This is a genomic window from Vibrio sp. 2304, assembly GCF_033339475.1.
Taxonomy (GTDB): Bacteria; Pseudomonadota; Gammaproteobacteria; order Enterobacterales; family Vibrionaceae; genus Vibrio; species Vibrio alginolyticus.
On record NZ_JAWOUQ010000143.1, the window covers coordinates 1 to 520 of the forward strand.

1 pseudogene is annotated in these 520 nt (G+C 47.9%); it reads left to right on the forward strand.

The window, feature by feature from the left end:
- Positions 1 to 520: pseudogene (locus tag R7P64_RS24700) on the forward strand (glycoside hydrolase family 92 protein); the annotation flags it as partial.

Genomic DNA, 520 nt, shown 5'->3' on the forward strand with positions numbered 1-520 from the left:
AGGCTACTACTACCACGACGCACGTACTTCCGGTTTCTCTCATACCCACCTTTCCGGAGCAGGTGCAGGCGACTTGAACGACATTCTCGTCATGCCAATCAACTCGCGTTCGGATTACATGATTGATGAAGGTTCGGCAACGCTAAACCTAGAAGCGTCTCGCTTCCAACATCGTGACGAGCAAGCGACAGCAGGCTACTACAAAGTCAATCTATTGGATTACGACATCAAAGCCGAGTTAACGGCGTCTGATCGCGTTGGTGTACACCGCTACACCTTCCCTCGTGATGAGAAGTCAGAAATCATCGTGAACACTGGCTTCAAAATTAACTGGGACTACACCTCAGATTCTTACTTGAAATGGGACAAAGACAATAACCGTCTAGAAGGTCACCGTTTCTCAGATGGCTGGGCACCAAGCCAAAAAGAATTCTTCGTGATGGAATTCGACCAGCCAATCAAAAACGTTCGCTTTGCTTACTACGATAAAGAGCAAGGTCGTTACATGGACGTGCCAGAA